The organism is Paraburkholderia dipogonis (genome assembly GCF_042680985.1).
Classification (GTDB): domain Bacteria; phylum Pseudomonadota; class Gammaproteobacteria; order Burkholderiales; family Burkholderiaceae; genus Paraburkholderia; species Paraburkholderia phytofirmans.
In genome coordinates this window covers 47,356-68,311 of the sequence record NZ_JBHUFR010000047.1, presented here as the reverse complement: position 1 = coordinate 68,311, position 20,956 = coordinate 47,356, and the positions used below count along the sequence as shown (strand labels likewise).

Annotated in this window: 22 protein-coding genes and 1 riboswitch; of the genes, 10 read left to right on the top strand and 12 right to left on the bottom strand. The window is 65.0% G+C overall.

All coding sequences use genetic code 11. The annotated features are described in order from the left end of the window. Positions 1–102 precede the first annotated feature (102 nt). The 8 genes from ACFSNN_RS40010 to ACFSNN_RS39975 form a co-directional block, all read right to left on the bottom strand. Entirely contained in the window at positions 103–1,137 is a 1,035-nt protein-coding gene (locus tag ACFSNN_RS40010; protein ID WP_377688773.1) for an MlaA family lipoprotein, read from the bottom strand. Positions 1,138–1,148: 11 nt separating this feature from the next. Then, the gene (mlaD, locus tag ACFSNN_RS40005; RefSeq protein WP_134457681.1) at positions 1,149–1,709 is read right to left on the bottom strand and encodes an outer membrane lipid asymmetry maintenance protein MlaD; all 561 of its coding nucleotides are present in this window, start codon (positions 1,707–1,709) and stop codon (positions 1,149–1,151) included. A 91-nt stretch (positions 1,710–1,800) separates the two neighbouring features. Next, on the bottom strand, positions 1,801–2,568 hold the full coding sequence (gene mlaE, locus ACFSNN_RS40000; protein ID WP_012434518.1) for a lipid asymmetry maintenance ABC transporter permease subunit MlaE: 768 nt from the start codon (positions 2,566–2,568) through the stop codon (positions 1,801–1,803). After that, complete coding sequence (locus tag ACFSNN_RS39995) at positions 2,565–3,386, bottom strand: ABC transporter ATP-binding protein (RefSeq protein ID WP_134457680.1); 822 nt, start codon at positions 3,384–3,386, stop codon at positions 2,565–2,567. The genes mlaE and ACFSNN_RS39995 overlap by 4 nt, the downstream gene beginning before the upstream one ends. 95 nt (positions 3,387–3,481) lie before the next feature. Beyond that, positions 3,482–4,585 (bottom strand): thiamine phosphate synthase, encoded by a 1,104-nt coding sequence (gene thiE, locus ACFSNN_RS39990; RefSeq protein ID WP_134457679.1) that lies wholly within the window; start codon positions 4,583–4,585, stop codon positions 3,482–3,484. Then, positions 4,582–5,397: a thiazole synthase gene (locus tag ACFSNN_RS39985; RefSeq protein ID WP_134457678.1), complete on the bottom strand. Its 816-nt coding sequence runs from the start codon at positions 5,395–5,397 to the stop codon at positions 4,582–4,584. The genes thiE and ACFSNN_RS39985 overlap by 4 nt, the downstream gene beginning before the upstream one ends. Before the next feature lie 56 nt (positions 5,398–5,453). Then, the gene (thiS, locus tag ACFSNN_RS39980) at positions 5,454–5,651 is read right to left on the bottom strand and encodes a sulfur carrier protein ThiS (protein WP_012434522.1); all 198 of its coding nucleotides are present in this window, start codon (positions 5,649–5,651) and stop codon (positions 5,454–5,456) included. An 80-nt stretch (positions 5,652–5,731) separates the two neighbouring features. Further along, on the bottom strand, positions 5,732–6,862 hold the full coding sequence (locus tag ACFSNN_RS39975; protein WP_134457677.1) for an FAD-dependent oxidoreductase: 1,131 nt from the start codon (positions 6,860–6,862) through the stop codon (positions 5,732–5,734). Between the two features lie 216 nt (positions 6,863–7,078). Next, positions 7,079–7,202: riboswitch (TPP riboswitch) on the bottom strand. A 381-nt stretch (positions 7,203–7,583) separates the two neighbouring features. Between ACFSNN_RS39975 and ACFSNN_RS39970 the strand changes: the two genes are divergently transcribed. From ACFSNN_RS39970 to ACFSNN_RS39950, 5 genes are all read left to right on the top strand, one after another. Then, positions 7,584–9,335, top strand: a complete 1,752-nt coding sequence (locus ACFSNN_RS39970; protein ID WP_134457676.1) for an ABC transporter ATP-binding protein/permease — start codon at positions 7,584–7,586, stop codon at positions 9,333–9,335. Then, complete coding sequence (locus ACFSNN_RS39965) at positions 9,332–10,141, top strand: SDR family NAD(P)-dependent oxidoreductase (protein ID WP_134457675.1); 810 nt, start codon at positions 9,332–9,334, stop codon at positions 10,139–10,141. Before ACFSNN_RS39970 ends, ACFSNN_RS39965 begins: the two co-directional genes overlap by 4 nt. 310 nt (positions 10,142–10,451) lie before the next feature. Further along, entirely contained in the window at positions 10,452–10,913 is a 462-nt protein-coding gene (locus tag ACFSNN_RS39960; RefSeq protein ID WP_134457674.1) for a hypothetical protein, read from the top strand. Between the two features lie 78 nt (positions 10,914–10,991). After that, the gene (locus ACFSNN_RS39955; protein ID WP_134457673.1) at positions 10,992–11,633 is read left to right on the top strand and encodes a hypothetical protein; all 642 of its coding nucleotides are present in this window, start codon (positions 10,992–10,994) and stop codon (positions 11,631–11,633) included. Positions 11,634–11,724: 91 nt separating this feature from the next. Beyond that, complete coding sequence (locus ACFSNN_RS39950; RefSeq protein ID WP_106314081.1) at positions 11,725–12,453, top strand: response regulator; 729 nt, start codon at positions 11,725–11,727, stop codon at positions 12,451–12,453. 85 nt (positions 12,454–12,538) lie between these two features. Here ACFSNN_RS39950 and ACFSNN_RS39945 read toward each other — a convergent pair whose 3' ends face one another. From ACFSNN_RS39945 to ACFSNN_RS39935, 3 genes are all read right to left on the bottom strand, one after another. Continuing rightward, positions 12,539–13,210, bottom strand: a complete 672-nt coding sequence (locus ACFSNN_RS39945) for a flagellar basal body L-ring protein FlgH (protein ID WP_134457672.1) — start codon at positions 13,208–13,210, stop codon at positions 12,539–12,541. A gap of 62 nt (positions 13,211–13,272) precedes the next feature. After that, the gene (locus ACFSNN_RS39940; protein WP_134457671.1) at positions 13,273–13,986 is read right to left on the bottom strand and encodes a hypothetical protein; all 714 of its coding nucleotides are present in this window, start codon (positions 13,984–13,986) and stop codon (positions 13,273–13,275) included. Between the two features lie 3 nt (positions 13,987–13,989). Next, positions 13,990–14,157, bottom strand: coding sequence for a DUF6726 family protein (locus ACFSNN_RS39935; protein ID WP_341868435.1), 168 nt, complete (start codon positions 14,155–14,157; stop codon positions 13,990–13,992). A 637-nt stretch (positions 14,158–14,794) separates the two neighbouring features. Between ACFSNN_RS39935 and ACFSNN_RS39930 the strand changes: the two genes are divergently transcribed. After that, a complete protein-coding gene (locus tag ACFSNN_RS39930; RefSeq protein WP_012434533.1) occupies positions 14,795–15,535 on the top strand; it encodes a response regulator in 741 nt (246 codons plus the stop codon). Further along, the gene (locus ACFSNN_RS39925) at positions 15,532–16,803 is read left to right on the top strand and encodes an ATP-binding protein (protein WP_134457668.1); all 1,272 of its coding nucleotides are present in this window, start codon (positions 15,532–15,534) and stop codon (positions 16,801–16,803) included. The genes ACFSNN_RS39930 and ACFSNN_RS39925 overlap by 4 nt, the downstream gene beginning before the upstream one ends. Positions 16,804–16,989: 186 nt before the next feature. On the opposite strand, the gene ACFSNN_RS39920 is transcribed toward ACFSNN_RS39925, so the two are convergent. After that, complete coding sequence (locus tag ACFSNN_RS39920) at positions 16,990–17,796, bottom strand: tyrosine-protein phosphatase (RefSeq protein ID WP_377688772.1); 807 nt, start codon at positions 17,794–17,796, stop codon at positions 16,990–16,992. Between ACFSNN_RS39920 and ACFSNN_RS39915 the strand changes: the two genes are divergently transcribed. The 3 genes from ACFSNN_RS39915 to ACFSNN_RS39905 all read left to right on the top strand — a co-directional run bounded on the left by ACFSNN_RS39915 (position 17,795) and on the right by ACFSNN_RS39905 (position 20,826). Next, positions 17,795–17,971: a hypothetical protein gene (locus tag ACFSNN_RS39915; RefSeq protein ID WP_244322809.1), complete on the top strand. Its 177-nt coding sequence runs from the start codon at positions 17,795–17,797 to the stop codon at positions 17,969–17,971. The genes ACFSNN_RS39920 and ACFSNN_RS39915 overlap by 2 nt on opposite strands. Before the next feature lie 303 nt (positions 17,972–18,274). Next, entirely contained in the window at positions 18,275–19,534 is a 1,260-nt protein-coding gene (locus ACFSNN_RS39910) for an MFS transporter (RefSeq protein WP_134457666.1), read from the top strand. A 17-nt stretch (positions 19,535–19,551) separates the two neighbouring features. Then, positions 19,552–20,826: a D-amino acid dehydrogenase gene (locus ACFSNN_RS39905; protein ID WP_134457665.1), complete on the top strand. Its 1,275-nt coding sequence runs from the start codon at positions 19,552–19,554 to the stop codon at positions 20,824–20,826. Positions 20,827–20,956 lie beyond the last annotated feature (130 nt).

The following is a 20,956-nucleotide window of genomic DNA, read 5'->3' as shown; positions in this document are numbered from 1 at the left end:
TTAAAAGATAGTGCAACCGTTTGAGCCGACATTAACACGCGAGTTCAGCAGCAATCCATGCGCAAACTGCGAGAGTCGTATCGATCTGTTACGGCTGCACGATCAACGCAATTTGAATGACGGAAAGTTAAAGCGCGTGGGCGGAACCAGTTGGCCGGCCGGGATCTGCGTCGTTTCAGGACCGCCGTTCATGTCCAGCGGCGGCGATTCGGCCGTGCCCGAAGCCGCCTCGGGCGCGGCTGCCGTGCCCGACGCCGCTTGCGGCGGCGTTGCCGCGGTCGCACCCGAAGCCGGCGCCGCCTTCGCGGCAGCAGCACCCTGCGTGCCCGCCGCGCCGGTCGCGGCGCCCGCCGGCGCACCGGCCGCGCCGCTGTCGACGTCGTCGTACTTCGGCAGCGGCGCTTCGTCGCCATAATTGGGCAGCGCCTGCGACTGTTTGCCGTCCGACAACAGGTACTGACGGCGCTGCAGATACGCGCTACGCACGAACGAGTATTTGTCGAGCGCGGCGCCTTCCAGCACGTCGCCGGCGTTCAGCAGATTCGCCCGCGTATTGACAATGTTCAGGCCGTACAGCGCCCAGCTCAGGCCATCCGGATGAATGTAGCTGAGCGGATTCACATAGTAGTTGCCGATCGAGCCGACCGCGTCGCGCACGGTGCTCGGTCCGAACAGCGGCAGCACGAGATATGGGCCCGCCGGCACGCCGTAGTGGCCAAGCGTGAGGCCGAGGTCGTTGTCGTGCTTGGGCAGCTTGGCGAGCGTCGCCACGTCGAACAGACCGCCAACGCCGAACACCGTGTTGATCACGATCCGCATGATGTCTTCGACGCCGTCGGTGATCTTCAACTGCAGCAGGTTGTTCGCCGCAATGTAGACGTCGCCGATGTTCGAGAAGAAGTTCGTCACGCTGTCGCGCACCGGCTGCGGCGTGATGAACACATAGCCCTTCGCGACCGGCTTGAGCGCGTATTGATCGAGCTTGTCGTTGACGGTGAAGATCGTGCGGTTCAGGCCTTCGAGCGGATCGCCCGGGGTCGGCGTCTGCACAGTCGTACAGCCGGCGAGCAGCGCTGCGGCTACCGCCAGCTTACCGGTCTGGAAGGCGCGCGCGCCGCTGATGCGTGTGGTCTGCATTCTTATTCTCCTTATTGAGCGGCCGCGCCGGAGGCGGGCAAGCTCGACGCTGCAGGCGCTGCGGAAGGGGCCGGCGCGGGCGTACCCGCCGCCGCGCCAGGTTTGGACGCACCCGAATCCGCCGCCTTGCTATACAGAAACTGGCCGATGAGGTTTTCCAGCACGATCGCCGATTGCGTCATGGAGATGGTGTCGCCCGCCTTGAGCATTTCGCTGTCGCCGCCGGGTTCGAGCCCGATGTATTGCTCGCCGAGCAGCCCCGAGGTCAGGATCTTCGCGGAGGTGTCTTTCGGAAACTGGTATTGCTTGTCGAGATCGATCGTGACGAGCGCCTGGTATGCATTGCTGTCGAAGCCGATCGAGGCGACGCGGCCGACCGTCACACCCGCGCTTTTCACGGGCGCGCGCGCCTTCAGCCCGCCGATATTGTCGAATTTGAGCTTGACCGGATAGGTTGCCTGGAACGACAACGAGCTCATGTTGCCGGCCTTCAGCGCGAGAAACAGCAACGCCACGAAACCTAGCACCACGAACAGGCCGACCCAGAAGTCGAGAGCAGCAGTCTTTTTCATCGTCATCCCAAAGTGAATCCGCCACGCCGCCGATACTCCCCGCCGCGTGCGCCTGGTGACGCGCCGCCGGTGGAAAACATGCAGCGCAGTCTTAGCTGAACATCAGTGCGGTCAGCAGAAAATCGAGGCCGAGCACCGCAAGCGACGCGTACACGACTGTCTTGGTCGTGGCGCGCGACACGCCTTCCGGCGTCGGCTTGGCTTCATAGCCTTGAAACAGTGCAACGAACGTCACCGCAAGGCCGAACACCACGCTCTTGATAACGCCCGCGCCAACGTCGCGCCAGACATCGACGCCGCCTTGCATCTGCGACCAGAACGCGCCGGCATCGACGCCGATCAGCAGCACGCCCACCACATAGCCGCCGAACACGCCGACCGCGCTGAAGATCGCCGCGAGGATCGGCATCGAGATGATGCCGGCCCACAGACGCGGCGCGACCACCACCTTGACCGGGTCGACGGCCATCATTTCCATTGCGGTCAGTTGCTCGCCGGCCTTCATCAAGCCGATCTCGGCGGTGAGCGACGTGCCCGCGCGCCCGGCGAACAAGAGCGCCGTGACCACCGGACCGAGTTCGCGCACTAGCGACAGCGCGACCAGCAGGCCGAGCGCCTGCTCGGAGCCGTAGCGATTCAGCGTGTAGTAGCCCTGCAAGCCAAGCACGAAGCCGACGAACAGCCCCGACACCGCAATGATCACCAGCGAATAATTACCCACGAAGTGGATCTGCTTCGTGACAAGACGCGGACGGCGCAACAACGGAAAAAACTCGAGCAGCAGCCGGAAGAAAAAACGCGTGGCATAGCCGGCTGTGCCCAGCCCGCCGATCACCGAGCGGCCGATCGCACTGATCATGACTGACCTCCGCCGATACCGAAGTCCGCCGCGAGCGGCGTCTTGCTGGGATAGTGAAATTTGAAAGGACCGTCGGGCGCGCCGTCGATGAACTGACGCACGGTGGGATCGGTCGAGGCCCGCAATTCGGCTGGCGTGCCTTCGGCGTGAACCCCGCCGTTGGCAAGAAAGTAGACGTAATCGGCGATGGCGAACGATTCCGGCACGTCGTGCGTGACGAGGATCGAGGTGGCGCCAAGCGCCTGATTCAGCGCGCGAATCAGGTTCGCGGTGACGCCGAGCGAGATCGGATCGAGGCCGGCGAACGGCTCGTCGTACATCATCAGTTCGGGATCGAGCGCGATGGCGCGCGCCAGCGCCACGCGTCGCGCCATGCCGCCCGAAATCTCCGACGGCGCAAGGTCGCGCGCGCCGCGCAGGCCGACCGCGTTGAGCTTCATCAACACGAGGTCGCGGATCAGTTCTTCGGGAAGGTCGGTGTGTTCACGCAGCGCGAAGGCGACGTTTTCGAACACGGACATGTCGGTGAACAGCGCGCCGAACTGGAACAGCATACCCATCTTGCGGCGCAGCGCGTACAGGCCGTCACGCGTTTGCCGGCCGATGTCCTGGTCCTGGAACAGGATCTGGCCGCGCTCTGCGCGCACCAGGCCGCCGATCAGACGCAGCACCGTGGTCTTGCCGCAACCCGATCCGCCCATGACCGCGACCACCTGACCGCGCTTGAAGCGCAGATTCAGGTTCGACAGGACGAGCCGGTCGCCATAACCGAAGTCGACGTCACGCAGCTCGAGTAAGGTCTCGGGGGAGGAAGACACGAAACTGACAGTCCTTTTTACACGGAAGGCGAATTATAGGGCCACCGTGCAAAAGTTGCCGTGAGGGTGCCCTGTCCCTTAACTAATCATGACGATTATCGCGTAAACCCTTGTTGTAATGCAGAAACGGCGGCAGCCGGATCGGCCGCTTCCGTTACCGCCCGCACCACGGCCGCGCAACCGACACCTGTCGCCAGCACGTCGGGCATCACCTGCAGGTCGATTCCGCCGATCGCCACCAGCGGCACGACACCGTCGAGCAGCCGCACGTAACGGGCTAGACGCCTTAGACCCTGCGGCGCGGTCGGCATGACCTTGGTGGTGGTGGGAAACACCGCACCCAGAGCAATGTAGCTTGGCCGGAAATGCAGTGCTCGCAGAATCTCGTAGAAGCCGTGGGTCGACAGGCCGAGCCGGACGCCGCCCGCGGCGAGCGCAGCGAGATCCGCTGTGTGCACGTCTTCCTGACCGAGATGGACGCCGTATGCGCCCGCCTCGAGCGCGGCCTGCCAATGGTCATTGATGAACACCTGAGCGTCGTGCTGACGGCCGGCGGCCACGCAGCGGGCAATTTCACGCTTCAGTTCATCGGCCGGTTCGGCCGATTTGCGCCGCAATTGCACCGTCTTCACGCCGAAGCCCACTACGCGTTCGACCCACTCCGCCGTCGGCAGAACCGGATACAGGCCCAACCGGTCCGGGCAGCGCGGGAACGCCAGCGCCGGCGCGTCGGGCAAGCCGGCTAGACGCGGGAAATGGCTGAGATCGGCGGGAAAGGCGTCGTCGGCACGCGTTTCGTCGCCGTCGCGCCAGGCCAGCGCCAGCACCAGCGCGTCATGCGGGTCGAAACCGCAGTCGAGGAAAGCCGCCAGCGCGGCAACCCAGTCTTCCGCGAGATGGCCTTCGAGACGGTATTTTTCGCCGCCCAGATGCAGCGTGGCCTTGTCCTCGGCCGCTTCGATCACGCCGGCACCGTGTACCAGCCAGCGCGCCACCTGCTCGCCATGCTGCTGCGCGTCGGCGATCACGATCAGATCGCCGCCGTTCGGTTCGTCCGGCGCGGTCAGGCAGATGCGCCACGGCGCGTGCGTCGGCGGCCAGTCGCCGAGCCGGGCGCGGATGCGCTCGGCGGCTTCGGTGAGTTCGTCGGCGGGCGGCCAGAAAAGGTCGCGGTCCTTCAATGTCAAAGTCTGCGTCATGCGGCGCTCCCATCTTGATGCCAGAACGGCATGCCGACCACCGGCGTGCTCGCGTGCGCGCTTTCGCGCTCGGCCATCGGTCCCGCCAGAAAAGCCTGGCGGCCCGCTTCGGCACCCAGCGCGAAGGCGCGCGCCATCGCGTCGGGGTGGGTGGCCTGCGACACGGCCGTGTTCAGCAGCACGCCGTCGAAACCCCATTCCATTACCTGCGCCGCGTGCGACGGCACGCCGAGACCGGCGTCGACGATCAGCGGCACGTCCGGCAGACGCTCACGCAACACCCGCAGCCCATAAGGATTGATCACACCCTTGCCGGTGCCGATCGGCGCGCCCCACGGCATCAGCGCTTCGCAGCCGGCGTCCAGCAGACGGCGGCCGATCACCAGGTCTTCAGTGCAATACGGCAGCACCTTGAAGCCGTCCTTGACCAGTTGCGCGGCCGCTTCGATCAGACCGACCGGATCGGGCTGCAACGTGTAGTCGTCGCCGATCAGTTCGAGCTTGATCCACTCGGTCTCGAAGATTTCGCGCGCCATGTGCGCGGTCGTCACCGCCTCGCCGACGGTCAGGCAGCCGGCCGTGTTCGGCAGCAGCGGCACGCCATGGCGCTTCAGCAGATCGAAGAAGCCGGCTTCCGCGCCGCCCTCGTTCATCTGCCGGCGCAGCGCGACGGTCACCATGCCGGGCCGCGCGGCGTCGATGGAATCGGACAGCGATTGCAGCGACGGATAGCGCGAGGTGCCGAGCAGCACGCGGCTCGCGAAGGTCTGGCCGTAGAGCGTGAGCGCGTCGGCGGTTTGGGGGGAAGTCATTTGCATAATCCTGTTTGTCTCCGGCAATCCGGGTTCCCGCAGTGCGCGGCGGTCGTTCAGCCGCCGGCCACGGGTTGCACGACATCGAGCTTGTCGCCCGCCTGCAGCGCGCGCGCCGCATGCTGGGTGCGCGCCACGAAGTCGCCGTTCAAGGCGACCGCAAACGGCGGACGGGCGCCGAACGCGGTAAGCGCGTCGGCGACGGTCGCGCCTTCGGGCAGCGACAACGGCTTCTGATTGATATGAATGTCCATGGTGTTCGAACACGTTTCAGTCGATGGCGAAAGCGGCGTGGCGTGCGTGCTCGTTTGGGTGAATACCATTCGCGCAACGCTCATGCCGGCTCCCGCGCGGAATCCAGTTGAAAGAGCTCGCTCCAGCGCGCGTCGCGCTGCCAGCCGGCGAAGGCATCGGCGTCGCCGATGCGGCCGTCGAGCAGCGCCGCGGCGAAGCGCACGGCTTCGTCGGCGACTTCGGGCACGATCATGTAGCCGTGCCGGTACAGGCCGTTTACTCGCAATGTCTGCGCGCCGTCCCACAGCAAGGCCGGACGGTGGTCCGGCAAAGTTGGGCGGCACTGCGAATTCAGTTCGAGGATGCGTGCCTCGCCGAAGCCGGGATGCACGGAAAACGCCGCGCTCAGCAGTTCGAGCGCGGAGCGCACGCTGACCGGCGACATATCCTCGCCTTCCACTTCGGTGGCGCCGATCACGTAGAGATCGTCCTGCTTCGGCGCGATGTAGAGCGGATAGCGTGGATGCAGCAGCCGAACCGGCCGCGTCAGCTCGATACCGGGCGCATGCACGCGCGCGACTTCGCCGCGAATTCCGCGCAGCGTGGGCAGCACGGGCTTCGCGCCGAGGCCGCGGCAGTCGATCGTGATGCGGGCGGGCGGCAGCGCACGCTCGTCGACGGGTGTATTCCAGTGCGTGTCGACGCCGCGTTGCGCGAGGCCCGCGGCCAGCGCTGTGAGCACCTGACGGTTATCCAGCTGGCCTTCACGCGGCAGCAGCCAACCCTGATTAAAGCGGCCCGACAAAGCAGGCTCGGCGGCGCCGAGCTGCGCGCCCGCCAGGGTGACGAAGCCGCCGTCCAGCAGTTCAGCGGGCGCATTCGAACGCACCCGGCGTTCGAACAGCGGCGCTTCGGTTCGATCCGAGTGATGCCACACGACCAGCGTGCCATTACGTTGATAGAACACGGGCTCGGGCAACTCGGCCAGCACTTGCGGCCACGTTTCGAGCGAACTCGCGCCGAGCCGCGTGATCAGCAGTTCTGCGCTGGCGGCTTCCGCGAGCGGTGCCAGCATCGCCGCGGCGACCCACGCGGCCGATTGCGTACCGGCGGCATCGCCACGCTCATAAAGCGCCACGCGGTGTCCCTGTCCGGCGAGACGCCACGCGACAAGCCGCCCGCACAGGCCACCGCCGAGCACGGCGAAATCGGGTTGTGCAGAACGCGTCATCGCGCACACTCCGTTTCAGGACAGCAAGCAAAGCTGAAGCGCGGCGCGCCGACGGCGGCGTGACGAAGAGCAAAACACATATCTGAAGAATAGGCGGTCATCGAGTCCTTTCCGTACGGCAACACAACGCACGTACCCAGGACGAAACCGGCGGGTGAGGCCGGCCGGACAATGCGCGATCCAATGACGGACGCTGCCCGGCGGGGAATGGAAGACTGGCTGCTTCCGGAAACTTCCCGCGCCGGTATTACCCGGATCGGGTGCAAAGGGTGTCTCTCAGCCTCGCCGCTGCGCCATGAAAATCATGCCGCCTGTGCGCGAAGCACCCCTGTTTCGTCGAAGGTCATTAGACCATAAAAGGCGCGGCGCCCGCAAACCAGCGGCTGGCCGCGTCGCGCGCGATTTGATCCGGCACCATCTTTCACGTTATGAATGCGGCCGAAGGCGGCGCTCTGGCACAATGCCAGCACAGGATGCCGCACGAGCGCGGCGCGGGCGGCACGCCGTCCCGCCATGTTCGCAGCGGCACCGGCGCGGGGGCCTCGCGGCGCAAATTAATTTTCGCTTAAGGGCTTCGCGCCAGAATCTGACGCTCACCCGGGCGTGCGTTCGTCGAGCACGACGCCCGGGCATGTACCGCAAACCCGCCGCAGGGCAGCCCGCCGACGGGCTCGCCCCAACTGGGTCAGCCCGAATGGGCCAGCACTACTTCAGGATGCTCATGACACCGAATACCTCTGCCACCCCCGTGCTGCCGCCGGACGAAAAAGTCTCCGCCTGGAGCCTGATCAAACCCTACTGGGTTTCCGAAGAACGAAAAACGGCATGGGGCCTGCTCATCGCGATCATCGTGATGAATCTGCTCGTGGTGTGGATCAACGTACGGCTGAACCGCTGGAGCGCCGACTTCTACAACGCGCTGCAAACCAAGAACGTGCGCGACTTCCCTCACCTGCTGATGGTGTTCTCCGGGCTCGCGTTCGGCTTCATCATTCTCGCGGTGTACGGCCGCTATCTGCGTCAGATGCTCGGCTTCCGCTGGCGCCAGTGGCTGACCACGCGCTATCTGAACGAGTGGCTGAACGACAGCGCGTTCTACCGGATCGAGCGCGACCGCCTCGCCGACAACCCCGACCAGCGGATCAGCGACGACCTGCAATCGTTCGCCACCAGCACGCTTTCGCTGACGCTCGACCTGCTGTCCACCGTCGTCACGCTGGTGTCGTTCATCACGATTCTGTGGTCGCTGGCCGGTGCGCTGACCATTTCGCTCGGCGGCATGCCGATCGAGATTCCCGGCTACATGGTGTGGGCTGCGGCGCTCTACGCCGTGGTCGGTTCGCTGATCATCCAGAAAGTCGGCCATCCGCTCGTGCCGATCAATTACCAGGCGCAGAAAGTGGAGGCGGATTTCCGTTTCGGCCTGATCCGTCTGCGTGAAAACGCCGAGCAGATCGCGTTCTACAACGGCATGGATACCGAGAAAGCGAACGCGCACTCGCTGTTCCGCCGCATCCGCGACAACTGGTGGCAGGTGATGAAGTACACCAAGCGGCTCACGTTCGTGCTGAGCTTCTATGGCCAGATCGCGATCATCTTCCCACTGGTGGTCGCCGCGCCGCGCTACTTTGCCGGCGCCTTCACGTTCGGCGTGCTGATGCAGATCTCCAGCGCATTCGGCACCGTCAGCGATTCGTTCTCGTGGTTCATCAACAGTTACGGCACCTTGGTCGAATGGCGCGCTACCGTGAACCGGTTGCGTGAATTCAAGCGCGTGGTGCATGCGCCACGTCTGAAGGAATCGGTCTCGCCGGCTACCGCGCATGGCGGCATCAATCTGCATTTCGTCGACGAAGACAAGCTCTCCACCGATGGCCTCAAGCTCGCCCTGCCTAACGGCAACCCGCTGTCGCGCATTCGCGATGTGGCGATTCAGCCGGGCTCGCGCTGGCTGGTGCGCGGTCCGTCGGGTTCGGGCAAGAGCACGCTGATGCGCGCGCTCGCCGGCTTGTGGCCGTTCGGCGATGGCTCGATCGATGCCCCAGTCAACGCCCGCATGATGTTCATTCCGCAGGTCAGCTACATGCCGATCGGCACGCTCAAAGCGGCGCTCGCCTATCCGTCGGCCGCCAGCACCTACACCGACGACGAATGCCGCGAAGCGCTTATCGTCTGCCATCTGTCGGAATACGCGGACCGTCTGCAGGAATCGGGACACTGGACTCGGATGCTGTCGCCGGGCGAGCAACAGCGCCTCGCCGCCGCGCGCGTGCTGCTGCACAAGCCCGACTATCTGTTCCTCGACGAAGCCACCAGCGCGCTCGACGCGGAAAACGAAGCGCGTCTGTACCGCCTGTTCACGGAGCGGCTGCCGAAGGCGGCGATTGTGAGCGTCGCGCATCGCGAGTCGTTGGCCGCGTTCCATGACGAGACGCTCGACGTCGAGCGCTCGGGCGAAGCGGTCGCGGCATGACCACCGTGAGCCGCGTGAGCGACCTGAACGAAGCGGGCAGCGCCGGCTTCGAGCGCGTCGTGCTGATCACCGGCGCGGGCTCGGGTATCGGCGCGGCGCTCGCCCGGCGCATCGCCGCGCCGCGCTCGGCCTTGATGCTGCACGCACGCGGTGCCGATCAGGAAGCGCGGGAACGGCTCGCGCAAGTCGCCGCCGATTGCTGCGCGAACGGTGCGCGCTGCGCGACGGTATTCGGCGATCTCGCCGAACGCGGCGCCGCGGAACATGTGGTCCATCAAACGCTGGCGAGCTTCGGCGCACTCGATCAACTCGTCGCCAACGCGGGACACGCGCAGCGCCAAACGCTGAACGCGCTCGATCCCGACGCGCTCGGCGCGGCCTTCGCAGCGATGCCGGCGGCGTTCGCGGCGCTCGTCAAACGCGCGACGCCCGCGCTGGAAACCTCGAAGCGCGGCCGCGTGGTCGCGCTCAGTTCGTTCGTCGCGCACCGCTATCGCGCGGACACGCCGTTTGCCGCGACGGCTGCGGCAAAAGCGGCGCTCGAATCGCTGGCGAAAACCGCGGCCGCCGAACTTGCGCAGCATGGCGTGACGGTCAATTGCGTGGCGCCCGGCTATACGCGTAAAGATCGCGGGCCGAGTGCCGATAATGCATCGGTGTGGAGTCGCGCCGCGGAGGCGACGCCGCTCGGCCATGTCGCCGAACCCAAGGATGTCGCCGCGCTGATCGCGTTTCTACTCTCCGACGAGGCGCGTCATATCACCGGTCAGGTGATTCATGTGGACGGCGGTCTCACGCTTGGGTGAGTGACTGGCGAAATACGCCGAGCGGGCTGTGAAAGCCGCAGGCGCGGTCGCAACTTTTGCTCGCGCCGCACCGCTTCACCACTTCACCGCTTCACCGCCTCACCCATCCACGCCAGATCCCGCCGCCACATCCCTTCGTGATCCCAGGCAACGCCCCGCAACATCCCGAAACACGCGAGAAGAGTTCGAAAGCATTTGCGAAGCGGGCAAGCTGTTCCGCGCTTTGAAAATGCCTCCCAGCGGCGACGATAGTCTTGCGGGCCATACAGGCTTGCCCCAACGTCATTCATCGCTACTGGATTCTCCGCCCATGTCATTCGATCGTCGCTTCCATCCTTTGACCCAGCGTCTGGCGCTTGCTCTCGGCGCCGCGCTGTTCGTCACGAGCGTTGCGCATGCAGCCCAGGTTGCCCAAGCCAACGAACCGGCCGACGTTTGCCCCGCGCTCAAGCACATCGTCGACGCCGCCGATTTCCGGCAGCTGCAAACCCAGGCCGCCGCGCGATTGCCAGGCACGTCGAGTGCCGACGACTGCCGCGCCAGCACGCACGCCTACGATTGTCACTGGCGCGCGCACTGGCAAGCAGACGGCGTCGTCACCGATCCGCTCGAAGAATTCGGCGCCGACATCGCTGCCTGCTTCCCAACCGTCGTGCATGACATCAACACACCGACGCGCCAGCATTTCATCGTCAGCACCCCCGAGCGCCGCGTCAGTGTCACGGCAAGCGTGCAGGGGCAAAACGAACTGCGCCTGCGCGTTACGCGCTGAGCGTGATCCTGATCGCAGCTACTCGCGGGGATTCGCTGTGATTCACCGCATCGACCGACCGCCACCAGGCACCGCCTCATGACCTTCATGCCGAGCATGCGCGCTTATGCTTTCACGCGAGCCCCACGGGCCGCGTGGGTCATGTTGCGGCGTCCCTGCGCGCGACTCACCGTGTCCGCCACGCTGGCGGTCGGCCTGAACGGCTGCGCCTGGACCTTGATCCAGGCCGCCGACGCCACCGGCTCCGTGATTCAGGCAGGCTACGCGATCGCGGCGAACTATTCGTCGCCGACCTTCGTCAACGGCCGGCGAGCCGAGGTAGGCCACGTCTGCATCGAAGTGAATCAGAACGTGTCGGTCGGCGATTTCGTGCCGGCGCTGCAACTCGCGCTCGACCGGCGCGGCATTCGTTCGGACGTCTACAATCCGGGCACCTCGCCCGCCGGCTGCGAGGCGCGCCTCGTCTACAACGCCGCGATCGACTACGGCCGCCGCTCGTTCAGCGACGAAACAATCCAGTATCTGTCGATCATCGACCTGACGCTAATTCAGAACGGCCGCATTCTCGTCACCGCCCGCTATCAGACCGGCGGCCTGAACACCGATCGTTTCTCGTCGGCGTCGACCAAGCTCAACGGGCTGATCGAGCGAATGGTGGTCGATCGAACCGACTTCGCGCGGCAGCCGCTGCAGACCATTCAGACCTCGCAGGCGAACTAGCCACGCGGGCTCTTGCCATCTCTTACACGGGAAAGGATTCGAAAGCGTTACGCGCTTTGCTCCGCGCGCGCGCTTCTCTAAGATGACCTGAATGAACCAATCCATTCTGGTCGTCGATGACGACCCCGTCGTACGTGAACTCGTCAGCGGCTATCTGCAAGGGCGCGGCTTCAAGGTGGACACGCTTCAGAACGGCCTGGCGCTGCAGCGTCGCTTGCAGGACGAGCGCCCCGCCTTGATCGTGCTCGACATCATGATGCCGGAGCTCGACGGCATCAGCGCGCTGCGCGCCTTGCGCGTAGCCGGCGACGACATTCCCGTGATTCTGCTGACCGCGCGCTCCGATCCGATCGATCGCGTGATCGGCCTCGAACTCGGCGCGGACGATTATCTCGGCAAGCCCTTCGAACCGAGCGAACTGGTGGCGCGGATTCGCACCGTGTTGCGTCGTCGCGGCACGATTGCGCCGAGCGCGCCGGAGCAGCGCGCGCCTTATCGATTCGGCCGCTTCGAAGTGAATTTTCCGGCGCGCGAATTACGCCGGGACGGTGAGCGCATCTCCCTGCGTTCGAGCGAATTCGCCATGCTGAAGGTATTCGTCAGCCACGCGATGACCGTGCTGACGCGCGCGCAGTTGCTGGAGAAACTGCACGGCAATAGCGAGGTGCATCGCAATCGCAGCCTGGACGTGTCGATCTGGCGTTTGCGCCGGCTGATCGAAGTGGATCCGTCGGAGCCGCGCTATGTGCAGACCGTGTGGGGGCGCGGCTACGTCTTCGTTCCCGACGGCGAAATCGGCGCGGCTGAACGCAGCGCCTGACGGGTGCGTGAAGTGCGCTTGACCTCCAGCTTCATGCGTCGCCTGCATTTCAGACCTGTATTCAAACCTGTAGCGCGCTGACGGCTCAGAACGTCAGCACGCTCATGAACATTCTTTGCAGCCAGCCCATTGTCGTGGAGTCGGACACCATGCCCACGCCCGCCTGCTCGATGCGCGCGTTCGCCACCTTGCTCGACGCGACGTAGTTTCCCGCTTCGATATCCTTAGGATTGACGATGCCCGACAGGCGCAGCCGGTCGCGGTTGCCGCTCATCGCAATCACCTTCTCGCCCGACACCACGAGATTGCCCGTCGACATCGTGCCGATCACGGTGACGGCGAGCGTGCCGTTCATGCCGCTGACGTCGGTCAGACTGCCCTGCCCTTTGTATTCGGTGCTCGCCGAGCCGATATTGAACAATCGCGCGAGCCGCGCGGCGGCGTTGGTGGAATGATCGGCGGCGTCGGCGGTGATGCTGCTCGAGCGGCTCGCCGCCGCGGTTGCGCTGTTGTTGCCGCTATACGATTCCGAAAGGCGGATCGTCAGCACGTCGCCGATATGTTGTGCGCGCGGTGTTTCGTACAGCAGCAGCGGCGTGCCGGCCTGATAGATCGCGCCTTGCGTGTTGACGTTCAGCGGCGCCGAGGCGAGCGGCGGCGCCATCGGCGTATCGACGATCGAGTTTTGCTGGTGGCTCGCGCAAGCCGCGAGGCAAGCCGCCGCGCCTAGCGCGACAGTCAGACGTAGCGCAGTCATGCATGCTCCTTGTTGGAAACGGGCCTCGCGGCCACCTTGAGTGCCGCATTCGTCGCCGCTCATCAGCCCGCCTCCGCGCCGCTCGCCTGCCATTGCCGCACCACCGACCTCACCCACGCATCCGAGCCCTTCAGCAAATAGGTGAGCGTGCCGTTGCGCGTACCCGGCAGAAAGCACAACGTGATCGAACTCACCGCGTTTTCCCAGACATACGTGGGCATCGCGCCAGTCGCCGACACGTTCTGCGTGGCAAGACGCGGCGGCCCGTAGCGGTCCGCGAGCGCATCGTGCAAATCCTCGGCGGTGATCTCGTCGATCACGAAAGAAATTTCGTACAGATGCAGCGCGCTCTGCCCATCTACGCGCGCAAAGCGCAGCACATGCTCCAGCGCGGGCGCGCCGTCGACCACCGCTTGCGACACCGCCCAGCCGTTGTCCGCGCGATGCGCCCAGCGGCAGGCCACCGTCAGACTGTCGTGCGACTTGAGCCGCATGCCGAGCGCGCCCGCCTGCACGTCCGTCTCGCAAACCGGCACGCTGCCGAGCGGCGTCGCCCGCACGCTCGAGCCCGCGCGGAATTCGTCGAGCGTGATGCCGAGCGCAATGCCACGGAACGCGAACGGCGCGTCTTGCGAACGACGCCGTGCATCGGCGGAAGAGTCTTTCGATGCGGCGCTCACCGCACTCGCATCGCGTGCCGGCGGCTGCGCTTTCGCGCTCGACGACAGCACGCCGCACAGCAGCGCCAGCGCCAAGGCAATCCGTTTCAGTGTCATGATTCAGTCGATGGCGGATGAACACATGTCGAACGGCGAGGCCGCGGCATGGCCCACGACCGGGATGATTTTCAGCGTGGCCGAAGTCAGCCGGCACGGCAGCGCGGCGACGGCGCAGCCACCCAGGGGCAGCAGCGCCGAGCCTAGCGTCAGCCACGCAACGACACGCATGAAGCGGTGAAGAATTCTCGGAGTCGACACGCGGGCCTCGGTACGTCAGGCGGTCGTATTGACGTGGTGCCCGACGAGCCCGGTGGGCAGCGACGGCGGCGTCTGAGCGCCAGACTCTCGCGTCGGCGTGGCGGCGCCGGGGTTGTTGGCCGCTGCTGGCCTTTCGGCTGGCGACGTCGGCGCCAAAGAAGAGAAGCGGGTTGAAGACAGATTGCTGGGAACGGTCATGATGAGCCTCGCGTGGCGCTAGGTTTCGATTTCACGCCGCCTGCCGTGGGCCCAAGGCGTTAGGCTGTTTTCAGCATGCGGCGCAACGTACTGCACGACGAATCATCTCGCCGGCCACGCGATGCCGATGCACGAAGGAAAGCGCGCTTTCCGGCGGTTCTTACGACCCGTTCCGACCTGTTTCGACCGGTTCCAGATGCGCGCAAATTCTTTCCTGCGAGGAATGTTCGCGCTGCGAAACGAATTCGGCGCCGCCGCGCACGTTGCCCAATACAAGGCGGCTGAAATATCGCGTGAGCCTTGCGTAGCAGGCCTGACAAGCGATCCGGCCAAACCGGCGCGGTCTGTCGTAAGCGTTGGTAAGAAAACAGTCGGCCGCGCGTCGCGCGCGTCAGCTTAAAATTTCAGCATGAATCCACAGGTCCTTATCGTCGACGACGATCCGGTCGTACGCGATCTGCTTTGCAAGTTTCTGCAGTCGAACGGCTTCGACGCGTCCGTGCTCCACGACGGCACACATCTCCAGCGCCGGCTCGAACGCGAACGGCCGTCCGTCGTCGTGCTCGACATCATGATGCCGAACACCGACGGCTTGCGCGCGCTCACCGCGTTGCGCGCCGCCGGTGACGACATTCCGGTGATCTTCGTGACGGCGCGCGGCACGGTGGCCGACCGCATTGTCGGGCTCTCGCTCGGCGCGGACGACTATCTGACCAAGCCGTTCGATCCGCGTGAATTGCTCGCCCGCATCCACACGGTTTTGCGCCGGCGCGGGCCGTCCACCACCAGCGCGCCGGAAGCCCGCAAGCCGTATCGCTTCGGCCCGTTCGAGCTCGACTTCGCCACCCGTTCGCTGTGCCGCGACAACTCGAAGCTGCCGCTGCGCGACAGTGAGTTCGCGCTCCTGAAGATCTTCGTCAACAATCCGTACAAGGTGCTGTCGCGCGTGCTGATTCACGATCTCGTACATCGCGACAATCTCGCTTTCCGCGACCGCAGCCTCGACGTGCCGATCTGGCGCCTGCGCCGCGTGATCGAAGACGACCCGTCGAATCCCTGCTACGTGCAGACGGTGCGCGGCAAAGGCTACGTCTTCGTGCCCGACGCCGACGGCACGCCCTTCGCCGACGAGGCCGCCTCAAGCGCATGAAAAACCCGCTGAACACGCTGTTCGGCAGAATGGCGTTACTCTCGGCGGCGGTCTTGTTCGCAATTCAGGCCGGCTGGTTCGTGCTGGTGGTGATGCAGCCGCCGCGCCATGAAATCGACGGCTTCGCGCGCGGCATTCTGCTGGTGCTGCAGGCCGTCAACGGCGAGCCGATGAAGGGCGCCGCGCTCGCGCCCGCCATGCGCGTGCACCTCGTGCCCACCTGGAACATGCCGGCGAGCGTGCATCTGCATAAGCCGACGCAGCGTCCGCTGGAAGAACTGAGCCGGCATCTGCGCGAAAATCTGCCGCCCGGCACGCAGATCGCCGTCGACGACCTCAGCCCGCCGCAGTTATGGGTGCTGTTTCCCGGCAAGCCGAACTGGGTCGTGGTGCCGGTTGACGTGCCGCCGCGCCCGCGCTTTCTGATCGAGTCGATTTCGATGCTACTCGCGGCGCTGATCCTCTCGCTCTTCGCGGTCTGGCAAATGCAGCGGCCGCTCTCGCGCGTCGCCGATGCCGCGCGTGCTTTCGGCTCGGGCGGCCGTCCGGAACCGGTGACGGTGCAAGGCCCGCGCGAGTTGCGCGATCTGATCGGTTCGTTCAACGACATGATGCGGCGCCTGAACGAAGCGGGCGACGATCAGGCCGTGATGCTGGCCGGCGTCGCGCACGATCTGAAGGCGCCGCTCACGCGGTTGAAGCTGCGCGCGAGCGTGCTGGTGGCGGAAAACGAGCGCGCCGGTCTGATCCGCGACGTCGACTCGCTCACCAACATCGTCCAGCAGTTTCTCGAATTCGCGGGCCAGTCCTCCGACGCCGGGCCGCCGGTCGAAGTCGACGACTTCCTGCAGGAACAGTTCTCCGCCAGTGACAGCACCGAAGCACCGCTCTTCACACTCGACCTGCGCGCCGGTTCGTCGTTCAAGCTGCCGCGCACCCTGCTCGACCGGCTGGTCACGAATCTCGTCGACAACGCGCTCGAACACGGCGCGCCGCCGGTGGATATCGCCACTGCCCGCACCGACGGCCACTGGATGATTAGCGTGCGCGACCGCGGTCCCGGCATTCCCGACGACCGCATCGCCGCCGCCATGAAGCCGTTCGTCCGGCTCGACGCGGCGCGTGGCGGCGAAGGCCATTGCGGCCTCGGCCTCGCGATCGTCGCGCGGCTCGCGCACGATCGCGGCGGACGCTGTCACGTGCGTAATCACGCGCACGGCGGTCTCGAAGTGCGGATCGAATTGCCGGTTGCACCGGCGCTGACGTGAGAGAGACGTGAGCGAAGTTGAGCGGCGCTTACGCGCCCTTACTGGATCGACCATCGCAGGCGCGGCGGCTTTATAGTCGCCCCCGGCAACCTCGATGCCGCCCTTCTCTGTCCGCCCCGTTATTTAGGGCGGACTTTTTTTGCCTGCGTTTTTCGTGTCAAACGCGTGGCTCGCGGCTTCGACGCCTCAGACCACGAGGCGGCTGTGCAAGGTGTCGATGGTCGTCTGCGAGACGCCGAGGCCTTGCGTCAGATAGCTCACCATCGTGCCGTAGATCGCCTGCACCTGGTCGAATCCGGCCTGCAGATAATTTTCTTGAACATTCATCAACGGCGCTTCGGCGGAAGCGATGGCGTCGCCGTCCTGTGCGCGCAGCGTCGCGGTTTGCGTCTCGATCGACGGCGCCAGATAGACGTTGCTCAGCAGATAGTCCTGCATGATGACGTCGAGCGGAACGTTCGCAATGCTGAGCAGGAGCGCCGCGACCCAGCCGGCGCGGTCCTTGCCCGCGTTGGAGTGAAAGAGTTGCGCGCCGGGCCCTTCGGCGAGACTCGTCAGCAGCGCACCGTATGCGGCGCGCTGGGCGGCGCCGGTGACGTAGCCGCGCGCCTGCGATTCCATGAACGCGACGGCGGCGCCCGCCGTCTCGAAGTTTGGCGCGACGAAGTCATTGATGCCGAGCACGTTGAGCGTCTGGGTGGTCGCGCCGCTCGGCAGGATATCGGCGGCACGGGCGATTTCACCGGGCGTGCGCAGATCGTAGACAGAGGCAATGCCGAGGCGGTCGATCGTCGCCTGGTCAGTGGTGTTGAGCGTCAACGCGTTTGCGCGGTAGAACGCGCCCCGGCGCATCTGCTTGCCGTCGACGGTCGGATATCCGGCAGCCGCGCCCGCCAGATCGCGGAAGTTATCGACCGATGCAAGGCGCGGCGTGGCCGGCTGATCGGTGTCGAGATTGCCGCCGCCGCACGCCGACAGCAGCGAGCTGCTCATGCCGGAAACCAGCAGCACGCTGGCCGAGCGCTTCAGAAAAGCGCGGCGCGAGGCCAGCGGCGCCTCGTTCGAGAGTTGGCTTGTCCGCGGAAAAGTGCTCGCGGAGCGACGGGATGGCGAGCAGGTTTTTGCGGTAGCGGGCATCGGCGTGGCTGGCGCGGGCGTGAGTGGATAAGTCGCAGCATCGGCGCTGCGAGCGCAGTTTAACCATGCTCAATATCGTTTGAGTTACACGGTAGTAGTTGGTAAGGAAACAGCGGCTCGTGCGCGCCGCCCGAACAGTGCGATCGCCAGCGTGGTCGCGGCATTGCCTTTTCCTCGCGCAGATTTCCCCGGCTTTTCATCTCTTATCGGTTTCTTACCGTTGCCTGCCATTTTTGACCACAACTGGCCGCACGACGCCCCATCCCCGTAGAATACAAACACCCCACATTCACGCCGACGGCAGGCCAACAAGCCCTGGAGACCACAACAAAACATGCCTTCTCTCCAATGGTTCACCGAACTGACCCAGCGCGAACGCCGCACGCTTTACGCAGGCTTCGGCGGTTACGCAGTCGACGCCTTCGACTTCATGATTTACTCCTTCCTCATTCCGACGCTGATCGCGACGTGGGGCATGACCAAAAGCGAAGCCGGCATGATCGCCACCAGTTCGCTGATCTCGTCGGCGGTGGGCGGCTGGCTCGCCGGCATTCTGGCCGACCGCTACGGCCGCATCCGCGTATTGCAGTGGACGATCGCCACCTTTGCGCTGTTCACTTTCCTGTCCGGCTTCACGCACTCGTTCTGGCAGTTGCTCACTACGCGCACGCTGCAGGGCATCGGCTTCGGCGGTGAGTGGTCGGTCGTGACGATCATGATGGCCGAGACCATTCGCTCGCCTCAGCATCGCGCGAAAGCGGTCGGCACCGTGCAAAGCAGCTGGTCGTTCGGCTGGGCGGCCGCGGCCATCATTTACTGGGCATTCTTCGCGCTGCTGCCGGAGCAATATGCATGGCGCGCCTGCTTCTGGATCGGCCTGCTGCCCGCGGCGTGGATCATCTACATTCGCCGCAACGTAAGCGATCCGGAGATCTTCCTCGAAACGCGCCGGGCTCGTGAGAGCGGTTTCGACACCTCGCACTTCCTGCAAATTTTCTCGGGCGCTCACCTCAAAACTACCCTACTCGGCAGCGTGCTGTGCACCGGCATGCTCGGCGGCTATTACGCGATCACCACGTGGCTGCCGACCTATCTGAAAACCGTGCGGCATCTGTCGGTGTTCAACACCAGCGGTTATCTGATCGTGCTGATCGTCGGTTCGTTTACGGGATATATCGTCGGCGCGATTCTGTGCGACAAGATCGGCCGGCGCGCGTCGTTCGTGCTGTTCGCGATCGGCTCCTTCGTGCTCGGCATGTTCTACACCATGCTGCCGATCACCGACGGCATGATGCTGGCGCTCGGCTTTCCGCTCGGCATCGTGGTGCAAGGGATTTTCGCGGGCGTGGGCGCTTACCTGTCCGAGCTTTATCCGAATGCGATACGCGGCTCGGGACAAGGATTCTGCTACAACCTCGGGCGCGGACTCGGTTCGTTCTTTCCGATTCTGGTCGGTACACTGTCGCAAACCATGACACTGGTGAAAGCGATGGGCATCGTGGCCGGCTCGGGCTATCTGCTCGTGATCGTCGCCGCGTTGTGTCTGCCCGAAACCAAGGGCAAGGTACTCGGCGCAACCCAGCCTACCGCCTGAATCCGCAGTACACACACATGAAAACGATTGTTCTGGGCGGCGGCGTGATCGGCGTCGCCACCGCTTTTTACCTGCGCCAGCAGGGCTGCGAAGTCACTGTGATCGAGCGCGAACCGGACGTCGCGCTCGCCACCAGTTTCGGCAACGCGGGCGTGATCGCGCCGGGCTACGTCACGCCTTGGGCCGCGCCCGGCATGCCGGCGAAGATTCTCAAATACCTGTTCAAGCCGGCCTCGCCGCTGATCTTCCGTCCCACTCTCCATCCGGCTCAATGGCGCTGGATCGCGCGCTGGCTGCATGAATGCGATCTCGAACGTTTTCGCGTCAACAAGCAGCGCATGCAGCGCATTGCTTACTACAGCCGCGACTGTCTGCACGAATTCCGCGCCCGCTATCCCTTCGACTACGGCCGCAGCCAAGGCTATCTGCAGTTGTTCCGCAGCGAGTACGACGTCGAACTCGCGCAGCCGGCGCTCGCCGTGTTGCGCGACGCGGGTATCGCGCATCGGGAAGTCAGCGCGGCGCAGTGTGTCGAGATCGAGCCGGGTTTGAGCTGGGCGCGTCAGGCGCCGCTCTCGGGCCTTTATCTGCCCGACGACGAAGCCGGCGATTGCGCCCGCTTCACGCGCGAATTGCGCGCTATCTGTGAACGCAACGACGTGCGCTTTCGCTTCGACACGCGGGTGACCTCGCTCGATGTGCATGGCGGTGCGGTGCGCGCGGTGCGTATCGAGAGCGAACGCGGCGCGGAGACGCTGTACGCGGATGCCGTGGTGGTGGCGCTGGGCGTCGACAGTGCGGCGCTGCTCGCGCGGCTCGGCGTGAAGGTGCCGCTTTATCCGGTGAAGGGCTATTCGGCGACGCTGCCCGTTACCGATGAAGAAAAGGCCCCGCGCGGCGCGCTGATGGACGAATCGCTGAAAACGGCGATCACGCGCTTCGGCAACAACTTGCGGGTGGCTGGCACCGCGGAACTTGGCAATCGCCAAACCACCTTGCGCGAGCAGGCTTTGCAAACGCTGATGAAGGTGCTCAACGACTGGTTCCCGCACGCGGCCAATCCCACGTCTGCGCATTTCTGGGTCGGACGCCGTCCGATGACACCCGACGGCGCGCCGCTGCTCGGACCGTCCGGCGTGGAGAAACTGTGGCTGAACCTCGGGCATGGTTCGACTGGCTGGGCAATGTCGATGGGTTCGGGGCGCGTGGTTGCGGATCTGATCACGCACCGCAAGCCGGAGATCGATCTCGATGGGTTGACGTTGGCGCGGTATCGCAAGTCACGCAGCTAACATCGCATCGAGAGGACATGTAAAAAGCCGGGTCACCCTCTCAGGTGCCCGGCTTTGTTTTTTCACCGCTTGATGCGCCGCTGACGCGGCACCTTGTCGTCTCCACCTCTTCCCGCAAGCAGTAGCCGGT

Bases quoted from the DNA above. Each gene is read 5' to 3' on its own strand.
- ACFSNN_RS39960 (WP_134457674.1), top strand. From the start codon at position 10,452: ATGTCATTCGATCGTCGCTTCCATCCTTTGACCCAGCGTCTGGCGCTT.
- ACFSNN_RS39910 (WP_134457666.1), top strand. From the start codon at position 18,275: ATGCCTTCTCTCCAATGGTTCACCGAACTGACCCAGCGCGAACGCCGC.
- ACFSNN_RS39920 (WP_377688772.1), bottom strand. From the start codon at position 17,796: ATGAGCAGCTCGCTGCTGTCGGCGTGCGGCGGCGGCAATCTCGACACC.
- ACFSNN_RS39985 (WP_134457678.1), bottom strand. From the start codon at position 5,397: ATGACTTCCCCCCAAACCGCCGACGCGCTCACGCTCTACGGCCAGACC.
- ACFSNN_RS39965 (WP_134457675.1), top strand. From the start codon at position 9,332: ATGACCACCGTGAGCCGCGTGAGCGACCTGAACGAAGCGGGCAGCGCC.
- ACFSNN_RS39915 (WP_244322809.1), top strand. From the start codon at position 17,795: ATGCCGGAAACCAGCAGCACGCTGGCCGAGCGCTTCAGAAAAGCGCGG.
- ACFSNN_RS39925 (WP_134457668.1), top strand. From the start codon at position 15,532: ATGAAAAACCCGCTGAACACGCTGTTCGGCAGAATGGCGTTACTCTCG.
- ACFSNN_RS39975 (WP_134457677.1), bottom strand. From the start codon at position 6,862: ATGACGCGTTCTGCACAACCCGATTTCGCCGTGCTCGGCGGTGGCCTG.
- ACFSNN_RS39955 (WP_134457673.1), top strand. From the start codon at position 10,992: ATGACCTTCATGCCGAGCATGCGCGCTTATGCTTTCACGCGAGCCCCA.
- ACFSNN_RS39970 (WP_134457676.1), top strand. From the start codon at position 7,584: ATGACACCGAATACCTCTGCCACCCCCGTGCTGCCGCCGGACGAAAAA.
- ACFSNN_RS40010 (WP_377688773.1), bottom strand. From the start codon at position 1,137: ATGCAGACCACACGCATCAGCGGCGCGCGCGCCTTCCAGACCGGTAAG.
- mlaD (WP_134457681.1), bottom strand. From the start codon at position 1,709: ATGAAAAAGACTGCTGCTCTCGACTTCTGGGTCGGCCTGTTCGTGGTG.
- ACFSNN_RS39940 (WP_134457671.1), bottom strand. From the start codon at position 13,986: ATGACACTGAAACGGATTGCCTTGGCGCTGGCGCTGCTGTGCGGCGTG.
- ACFSNN_RS39935 (WP_341868435.1), bottom strand. From the start codon at position 14,157: ATGCGTGTCGTTGCGTGGCTGACGCTAGGCTCGGCGCTGCTGCCCCTG.
- thiS (WP_012434522.1), bottom strand. From the start codon at position 5,651: ATGGACATTCATATCAATCAGAAGCCGTTGTCGCTGCCCGAAGGCGCG.
- mlaE (WP_012434518.1), bottom strand. From the start codon at position 2,568: ATGATCAGTGCGATCGGCCGCTCGGTGATCGGCGGGCTGGGCACAGCC.
- ACFSNN_RS39930 (WP_012434533.1), top strand. From the start codon at position 14,795: ATGAATCCACAGGTCCTTATCGTCGACGACGATCCGGTCGTACGCGAT.
- ACFSNN_RS39950 (WP_106314081.1), top strand. From the start codon at position 11,725: ATGAACCAATCCATTCTGGTCGTCGATGACGACCCCGTCGTACGTGAA.
- ACFSNN_RS39905 (WP_134457665.1), top strand. From the start codon at position 19,552: ATGAAAACGATTGTTCTGGGCGGCGGCGTGATCGGCGTCGCCACCGCT.
- thiE (WP_134457679.1), bottom strand. From the start codon at position 4,585: ATGACGCAGACTTTGACATTGAAGGACCGCGACCTTTTCTGGCCGCCC.
- ACFSNN_RS39945 (WP_134457672.1), bottom strand. From the start codon at position 13,210: ATGACTGCGCTACGTCTGACTGTCGCGCTAGGCGCGGCGGCTTGCCTC.